Source organism: Mesorhizobium sp. M0340 (assembly GCF_040321535.1).
In the GTDB taxonomy this organism is placed as follows: Bacteria; Pseudomonadota; Alphaproteobacteria; order Rhizobiales; family Rhizobiaceae; genus Mesorhizobium.
The window spans coordinates 49700-57409 of record NZ_JAMYRR010000032.1 but is presented as its reverse complement, the minus strand read 5'-3'; the positions used below and the strand labels follow the sequence as shown (position 1 = coordinate 57409).

Here is a 7710-nt window from a genome sequence, read left to right as displayed (position 1 = left end):
AGATGTGAGGCCCGTAACGGTGAATTAGGATTCCGGCCTCGTCGTAGCAGTCATAGGCATTGCCGCCGACGTGATTTCGTCGGTCTATGATCAGGACGCTTTCCTGCCGTTGCGATGCGATACGCTCGGCCAGCACACTGCCGGCGAAACCGGCCCCTACGATCAACCAGTCGAACACGCTCACGCCCTCCTCAGGAATGGGACGACGCTCTTCATCGCAAGGGCGCGCTCGATGTGGGCAGCCATCGCGCTCCAGGTCTTCTCCCAGGACATGTCGGCGAGGTAGGCGTCGGCCTTCTTGACCAGGAAATCGCGGGGGTGGGCCAGGATCGAGCGAAGCTTGGCCTCGATGTCCTCCGCCTCGACAATCTCGACAAGGCCTTCGACGCCGTAGGTACGCACAACGTCGACGATCGCCGTGGACAACACCGGCAGTCCTGCCGCAAGAAACTCGGGAGTCTTGGTCGGGCTGATGTAGCGGGTCGCTTCGTTGAGCGCGAACGGCATCCAGCCGGCACTCCAATGCCTGAGATAGTTCGGCAGGTCTGCATAGGACTTGCCGCCCAGCCAATGCAGATTGCCTGCCGTGGGAAGGCTCGCCCGATCGATCTTGACGACAGGGCCGAGCATGACAAAATGCACGTCTGGCATTGCGGCAGCCGCATGCGCGATAAGTTCAACGTCGAGCCGTTCGTCGATGACCCCGAAATACCCCACCCTCGGGTGAGGTATGTCGGCCTGATCGAACGGGTCTTCACCTGGCGCCCTAGCCTGATGGAAATGGGTAACGTCGATGCTGCTCGGGAAGGGAAAGATCGCCCGATGCAAGCTGCGCTTGGCCTCGTAGAGGCTCTGCCCGCCCGTGAAGACGACATCGGCACGTTGCAACAGCGCCTTTTCCAACTGCGTCAACTCTGCGGGAGCGTCTTTGAACGCGGAGAGTTCATCCATGCAGTCGTAGACGCAGACGTCACAGGCGAGATGATCGCTGAAGCGTAGCGCCATGGGCGTGTAATACCAGGTCGTCAATCGGTCATGCGGCGTGGAGGCGAGGATCTGATCGACGAACCTGCGCTGGATTGCGTCCGCCCTGGTCGCGGAAGTACCAACTGGGATCAGCGGCGTCACTATTCTGATCTTGGGGGTAATATTGTGCACCCGCATCGAAGCGTGGCGCCTCTCATCGAAGATCGGCTCTTCGAAGTAAATTAGCTGTTGCTGTTTTGAGGCGAGCGTCAGGATCTGTTGCGGTCTTTGGAATACAAAATTCCATCGGAGGTGTGAAAAGCAAATTAAAATAGACGGTTGTACAGGGTTTTTTGGTGTTTTGGCCCGGCCCGCCGCCATTTCCATGTAGATTATCCTTCGATATAGTTACAAAATGCCTCGACTAACAAAAGTCAATCGAGGCAGCTTTGACATGAAGTTCGCAGCCTTCTATATAACTTCCATCCCGATAAGTTGTTCCATAGCTCCAAACTGTCTCGGGCGAGACCAGCCGTCCGCTCCACTTGCGACGGCTCGACAGAGAAGGGGCGAGCCGGCCGCCCCCATTCGATCCACATGATGAAGCCCCTCGCGTCAGGTCGGGCTCCCAAATGTGGCCCTTTGCCACAGAGCGGTTCAAATCCTTCAATCGTTCAACAACCGTTCATCAGCGGAGCTATAAATACGCTTGGAATCGATTCATCTGAGTCGCGCCGGTGGTTCATTTGAATGGAGACCGAGACGAATCGAGGGATGGCTGGCGAATGAAGATCGACTTTGAAACCAACGTCTTTCCATTGTTTCACCCGCAGGTTGTGGATGATCTGAAGGACCCTTGTCCGGTGTTCGACGGCACGCTCTGGCACGTCTTCGGCTCCAGCGGCACCGTCACAACAGAGAGCTGGAAAATCCTCCACGCCACAGCGCCGGATCTTTATGGACCCTGGACAGAGCACGAGGCGATCGTTTTGCCGGTAACCGGATCTGGCATTGCGGCGCCCGGCGTCATTCATGAGTGCGGCGTCTTCCACATGTTTATCCAGACCGAATTCATGAAGTCCGGCGGACGTTGCGAGCACGCGGTGTCCAATGACGGCTTTCATTGGGTGGTGCTCAATCCCGCGATATTGTCGCTGCCCGACACCGATGAGGACGGCATCTACGATCCCCACCCCGCAATCATCGGCGGCAAGCGCTATATCGTCTATTCAGGCATGCCCAAATTCACCAGGGTGCCTCAGCCTGATGTCTATCTGGCGCGCAGCCAATCCGATTCTTGGTTCGGGCCATGGAAACGTCTCGGCAAGATACTCGATCATCTCGACGTGCCACATCACAATGCGCGCGAGCACCCCGATTACGAATGGGGGATCGAAGGCGCGCAGCTCGTCGAGCTGCCGGACGGTCGTGTGCTTCTCAACGCCACCTGCTTCCTCCCCGAAGGTCCGCGCGGCAGCCGGCAGCGCGTCTTCTTCGCCATCGCCGATGACGTCAAGGGTCCCTACGTTTCCGTCGGCCCCGTTCTCGACCCTGGTGAGCCCGGCGAGAATGGCCATTCGACGGTGATGATCGACGGCCGGCAACTGACCTTGTTCTACCAGAGCAGGCGTGAGGCTACGAACCATCGCTGGCGGTTCGGGTTGGCTAAGTGTGACCTGGATCGGCATATACTTTCGAGAGTTGCCTAGATGGTAAGTTCCGGCATTTGCCGGAACGGAGGATGCTCTGGCTGTTGGTTGGTGGGACGGATCCCTTTGTACTGGTGATTGAGGGTAGCAGGGGATTCGCAGCCAGTGGGCAAAGCTTGCGACGAGGGATCTATACACGTCAGGCAAGCCAGTCGCCTCATGGACGGCGGTGCCAGCTGCAAGCCTAGCCTAGCAATGAACTGTAACTGAGCGCAGCAACGCGGCCAGTCGATTCACGCGGTTTTGATCCTGAGCACAATGTCCTGATCGTAATTTCCAAAGCCCTTGCCGAAAATATTGATCCCGCCGGGGCGCTTGGCATCGTCCTTGACGCCGATACGGACGCGGATTGAATGATGGCTCTTCAGATCGAGTGCGGCGAGGCCGGTTTCGGAAATCCTGAGGCCGTCGACATAGGTGCCGTCATTGGCAATTCGCCAGTTCTTCAGCTTACCGTATTGCGAGCCCTTGAGCTTCCACCAGGTGGGCGTGAAGACGCCGCGCTTGTCGCCGAAATCCCCCGGCGACGTCCAGGTGCCGACATCGACGCCATTGATCGTCAGCGTGATGTCCGAGGGCCAATCGGCGCTGGTGCCCGGCACTTCCGAGGACAGCTCTAGCGCCACTTCGAGTTCGGTGATCTCGGCATTGGCAAGCTTGGCATTGTTGGGGAACTGGTATTCGACAAAACCGCGCGTGAACCATAGCAGACCGGCTTTCATGCGGTCCGGATCGAGGAAAGTGTTGGGAACATCGAGCAGACCGATGATGCCGTCCGGCGAACAAAGGCCGCAGGGCGCGGTAACCTCGAAGCCGGTGTAAAGCCCGATCGGCATCGACACTTCGATCGCGTCGTTCTTGACCGCACGATATTCGCCCTTGAACACGACGAGCACTTCTTCGGCCGTCGGATAACAGATTTTCTGGTTGCCTTTCTTCGCTTTCTTGTTCTCGGTGCGGATCAGGCCCGCATCCTCCAGCACCTGGATGTTTGTCGAGACGGTCGATTGCGGAAGCGACAGCTCGGCGGCGATTTCGTTGACATTCATCGGCCCCTTCTCATGCAGCAGTTTCAGCATCGAGATCCGCGCCGAGGAGGCAAGCCCCTTGAGCACGGCAATGCCTTCCTCAGGTTCAATCACCAGAAAATTGCGACTCATGAAATCGCCAGTCTATGCTCGTGAGGTTGTGGCTTCGCTCATTGCAACGGCGCTGACCGAAACGCCGAGCCGTTGATTTGGTTACATTAGGGCCTCGACCGTCGGTATGCATCGCAAGCCGCACCCGCAAGGATGGTGCAACATGTCTACATCTGTTCTCCGACCGCCAGCTCCTTGTAGTGCGGGGGGTGCTTGTCAGTCCGTTGCCTCGATTTGCAGACGACTAGATGCTGGCAGCCACAAAGAGAGGCAGAAGCCGAACACGGAATTGGGGCCGTTCCCCTGGCCAAATCCCCAAGATACGGGACCTCGACGTCGATGTTAGCCGAACCGGCGCGGATGGATGCACAGGATGCGGTTCGCTGAAGTGCGTGCCGCCGTGAAGTAAATCATCGGATTCGCCACCCGATAGAGTCGGGACGGGGTTCTACCTACCTTTTGAGCATGATCTTTTCCGAAAATCGCGATTCCACTTCTTCGGGATCGCGCCAGTGCCGGCCTACTTCATGCTGGCCGCGGCAGCGACCCTGTCCACCATGGCGAGAACAGCTAGCGGTGCGGTGTGGTGGACCATGTGGCCGGCCTGCGGGATGATATCGACAAAGGAACCAGGAATCTCCGATTGTAGTCTAAGAGCCTCGGCTTTCGCATCGAACAACCGGTCGCCGGCCCCGGCAATAATGCCGGCAGGCATCAACAGATCATTGTAGCGGGTGAAGCGGCCGCCGGCCAGCGCGTCGGCCAGCATCAATCCCGATTCGGCCGCGATCGACCGCAGCTGTGAGGCCAGCTGGCGATGTCCTTTGCCGACGAAGCAAACCCCGCAGAGACGATGCCGGGGCGAAATACTTGCCCATGGCGAGCGGCTAGGTGAGCAGCACAAGCAGCGGCAGCAAAATGTGGCGGAAAACACCACCGGCGACAGGCAAGGCCGGCAGCCCGCCAGTGCAAGGCCCAGGCGCGGCGGCAAGAACGGACCGACGAAGACTCCCGATCGAATCGTCGTCCGATCGAGCTCATCGACTCGCCCGCCTGCCATCGAACCCAAATCTCAGGCGCTGAGCGGCCGAGTAGTAGATGCGACTTCGCTGCTTCATGGCTCACACTCCATCTTTCAGAAAGGAGCGTGTGTTGCTGCGATCAGTTGAATCCGCCACCCAAACCGAACGCGGCTGCTAGGCAGGCCGAAGCTTGTGCAAGTACAGCTGTGCGTCACAAGGCAAGTGAACTAAGAAGCTGCACGAACCGCGGGTGATCGCGAATGGCGTCGAAATGACTTCGTGACGGATTCGTTCCAATACGTTCTGACTCACGCTTCCTCCGACGGCTCTTTCCAGGTACCGCACCGCTTCCTCCACTTCCCCGAGCACGGAATACATGCAAGCGGCGTTGTACTGCGTCACGAAGTCGTCCGGATCGATCGCCAGCGCTCTGGCCAGCCAGGAACGCGCCTTCTTCCGCTCACCGATATACGCGAGCGAGGGCGCCGCGATGCAGCGGTGCCGCATTTTCAGGATGGCGGCCAGTTGAGCGTTCGGCGCGCTCGAAACAGATCCTTGGTTCGCGAGCGGATGAAGGCGATCGCGCAGGAGCGCCCCCCGTGTAGAGTTGCCACCCTGGATCTCGCCTTGGCCGGCTGCATTCCTGGCTGTGTCCCCTAGGATACATTGTCGAGCAGGGTCGACTTATCCAAGCCATGTGTCGGCTCAGGCGGCCATTCACCATTCGGCGTCATCTCGTTGACTGTCTCGGGTAGATCCCGCACAATCCTTCTGATTAGCTCCTCGCGCGAAAGACCCGTCTGCATCGACATGGACGTGAGTGTACCTTCGTCCATTGCCGCTTGGACGTCCCTTGGCTCAATCGGTTGGTTTGGCCCGCTGCCAACCCACGAGTCGACCTTCGATCCTGCCCCCACCTCCCTGAACCGGTCGAGGATCTCACCAAGGTCAGCCCTCGACACGCCATTCGTTATCTGAGCCAGAATTCTGCGTTGCGGGTCGTTTGGGTTAAGATACCCCGCTCCCGGAATCAATTCACAGAGCTTGTCGCGGTTTTGGTATGCCAGAACGCCAAGCATCGCGATCGCCAATCTTCCCAGATTTGCCATTTGGTCTCCTCCACGGTTTTGGCCGATGAGCGAATCAAAGCCAAGTCTTGGCGGATGCCGACGCGTGTGGACTCGAACAACTTCTTGCCGGTCGGCTCGCGGGCGGAGAGGACGCGTCCTTCGGGTACTCGTTTTCCATCTGGCGTCTTCTCCTGACGCAGAACTTCGGGGCGCTTGGCCGCAGTCGCCCTGCGCCGATCGAACGCCCTAACCCGGCGCCTCCCGGGTTTGTTCCGCTTGTCAGAGTTTGTCGGCGACGATGGGGCGCGCGACCCGACGGGTAACTCTACCGGCTCGAGAGACAGAGTCTGCCCAACTTGACCATACTTCAGAACGACGACGGCTCGGTTAGCCTCAGCTACCTTGGACTGCCGCCGGCTCGCGCACGAATTTCAATTTCGGCGGGACGGCGAACACCCTGAACCGCTCAGCCAGGCTGTCAAGAGCTTGACGCATGCCCACTCCCGCAGCAGCCGCACCGTGTCCACTGATGACCATCCGCGGGTTCAGGGCAGCCAGGTGCTTCACGGATCTTTCCGCCGCATCCCAGTCCGGCGTGAAGTAGCGCGGCGGACCGTGCATCTCAAGATCCTGAACGGCGACCTCATAGACTGACTCCTGACCGGTGGTGATGAAAGCGTCCCCTACGATCAGCGAGCGGTCCTTCTCGCGCCAGAGCGAGATATGCCCAGGAGCGTGCCCGGGTGTGTGTAGCCATCGCCATCCGGGCATTCCGGGGATCGATCCGTCGGCAGGTAAGAGTTCCAAACGGTTGCCAAGATCAATTGGCCCCCGTGGAAAAAGCGGCGAAAGCAGCGCCATAAGTCCACCCCCGACCCAGGGATCCGGTGGCGGATAGGATGCGGTTCCGTCCAAATAGGGGCGCTCGAGTGGATGCGCGAAGACAGGCACGTCCCACTTATTCGCAAGGTTTAGAACCGTTCCCACATGGTCGAAATGGCCGTGGGTCAGGATGATCGCGGCTGGCCGTGCGTTGGTGCCAAACCGCTTTTCCGCGACCGCAAGAATGCTGCTGCGGGACGTCGGCAACCCGGTATCAATCAGCATCCAGTTCCGATCTCCGCTGCCCGGTGCGCCGAAGAACACGACATTGACGATTGCTAGCCTCAAATAGCCCAAGTCCGGTGCGATGCTCCAAGCGCCGTCGCCAAGATCCTCGCGCCTGGCGTGGTCGATCTCGGAAAGTCGAATCTGAACGGTCATGTGATCCCGTGCCTCTCTTGTTGCTGAGCAGCCGCTCGAGTCGATCGGCGGCGGTGGTACATCGCCCCGAACTTGGCACGTCCCTCCTTAGTTCCTCCTTCGCCACCCAGCTCCGGACAGTCCACCACAGGAACAAAGGCTCGACCAAATCGGTTCGGCATTACCCGGTCGCGCCAGGACGAGCTGGACTGAGCAACGAAGATGGCGCGCGCCCCATTGGATGCGGTATTTCGCCAACGCGGTTCCCGGTCCTAACAGGCGGCCGAGTTCGAAGCCGGCTGCTGAAAGGAGACTTCGAATGAGCGAAGTGGGGCGCAGAGACGAGCACCAGGTGGAGGCTCCGGTCCGCAAGCTTCGCGCTTCGCCAGTTTTTCATGGCACGTTTTGAGTGCTCCTCGCACCGGCGCAAGCACGGGGTTCGCGTCGATCTTATTCGTGCGAACCTCGCATAATTTTGCATGCCCTGGGCGACTACCGCGGCTGCGCCGAACTCGGCCTTTGCACCATCCGCGACGGACTGCGGTGGCACCTGATCGAAACG

Annotated in this window: 8 protein-coding genes; 1 reads left to right on the top strand and 7 read right to left on the bottom strand. The window is 59.3% G+C overall.

Translation table 11 applies throughout. The features are described from left to right. Positions 1-178: NAD(P)-binding protein (locus tag NKI79_RS29655; protein WP_352806624.1), on the bottom strand; the 178-nt coding region annotated here is incomplete at its 3' end. 2 nt (positions 179-180) lie between these two features. Then, entirely contained in the window at positions 181-1353 is a 1173-nt protein-coding gene (locus NKI79_RS29650; protein ID WP_352806613.1) for a glycosyltransferase family protein, read from the bottom strand. A gap of 398 nt (positions 1354-1751) precedes the next feature. Here NKI79_RS29650 and NKI79_RS29645 point away from each other — a divergent pair, with 398 nt between their 5' ends. Continuing rightward, the gene (locus tag NKI79_RS29645) at positions 1752-2675 is read left to right on the top strand and encodes a glycoside hydrolase family protein (RefSeq protein WP_352806610.1); all 924 of its coding nucleotides are present in this window, start codon (positions 1752-1754) and stop codon (positions 2673-2675) included. A 233-nt stretch (positions 2676-2908) separates the two neighbouring features. On the opposite strand, the gene NKI79_RS29640 is transcribed toward NKI79_RS29645, so the two are convergent. From NKI79_RS29640 to NKI79_RS29625, 5 genes are all read right to left on the bottom strand, one after another. Next, a complete protein-coding gene (locus NKI79_RS29640; RefSeq protein ID WP_352806607.1) occupies positions 2909-3835 on the bottom strand; it encodes an ArsR/SmtB family transcription factor in 927 nt (308 codons plus the stop codon). A gap of 499 nt (positions 3836-4334) precedes the next feature. Then, the gene (locus NKI79_RS29635; protein ID WP_352690972.1) at positions 4335-4586 is read right to left on the bottom strand and encodes an alpha/beta fold hydrolase; all 252 of its coding nucleotides are present in this window, start codon (positions 4584-4586) and stop codon (positions 4335-4337) included. Between the two features lie 424 nt (positions 4587-5010). Then, the gene (locus tag NKI79_RS33360) at positions 5011-5343 is read right to left on the bottom strand and encodes a TPR end-of-group domain-containing protein (RefSeq protein WP_502900687.1); all 333 of its coding nucleotides are present in this window, start codon (positions 5341-5343) and stop codon (positions 5011-5013) included. Between the two features lie 149 nt (positions 5344-5492). Further along, positions 5493-5945, bottom strand: a complete 453-nt coding sequence (locus NKI79_RS29630) for a YidB family protein (RefSeq protein WP_502909870.1) — start codon at positions 5943-5945, stop codon at positions 5493-5495. Between the two features lie 354 nt (positions 5946-6299). Further along, complete coding sequence (locus tag NKI79_RS29625; protein ID WP_352806604.1) at positions 6300-7169, bottom strand: MBL fold metallo-hydrolase; 870 nt, start codon at positions 7167-7169, stop codon at positions 6300-6302. Positions 7170-7710 lie beyond the last annotated feature (541 nt).

What these genes read in the sequence shown, in the direction of transcription:
- NKI79_RS29650 (WP_352806613.1), bottom strand. Translation starts at nt 1,353, where the DNA reads ATGGAAATGGCGGCGGGCCGGGCCAAAACACCAAAAAACCCTGTACAA.
- NKI79_RS29645 (WP_352806610.1), top strand. Translation starts at nt 1,752, where the DNA reads ATGAAGATCGACTTTGAAACCAACGTCTTTCCATTGTTTCACCCGCAG.
- NKI79_RS29640 (WP_352806607.1), bottom strand. Translation starts at nt 3,835, where the DNA reads ATGAGTCGCAATTTTCTGGTGATTGAACCTGAGGAAGGCATTGCCGTG.
- NKI79_RS33360 (WP_502900687.1), bottom strand. Translation starts at nt 5,343, where the DNA reads ATGCGGCACCGCTGCATCGCGGCGCCCTCGCTCGCGTATATCGGTGAG.
- NKI79_RS29630 (WP_502909870.1), bottom strand. Translation starts at nt 5,945, where the DNA reads ATGGCAAATCTGGGAAGATTGGCGATCGCGATGCTTGGCGTTCTGGCA.
- NKI79_RS29625 (WP_352806604.1), bottom strand. Translation starts at nt 7,169, where the DNA reads ATGACCGTTCAGATTCGACTTTCCGAGATCGACCACGCCAGGCGCGAG.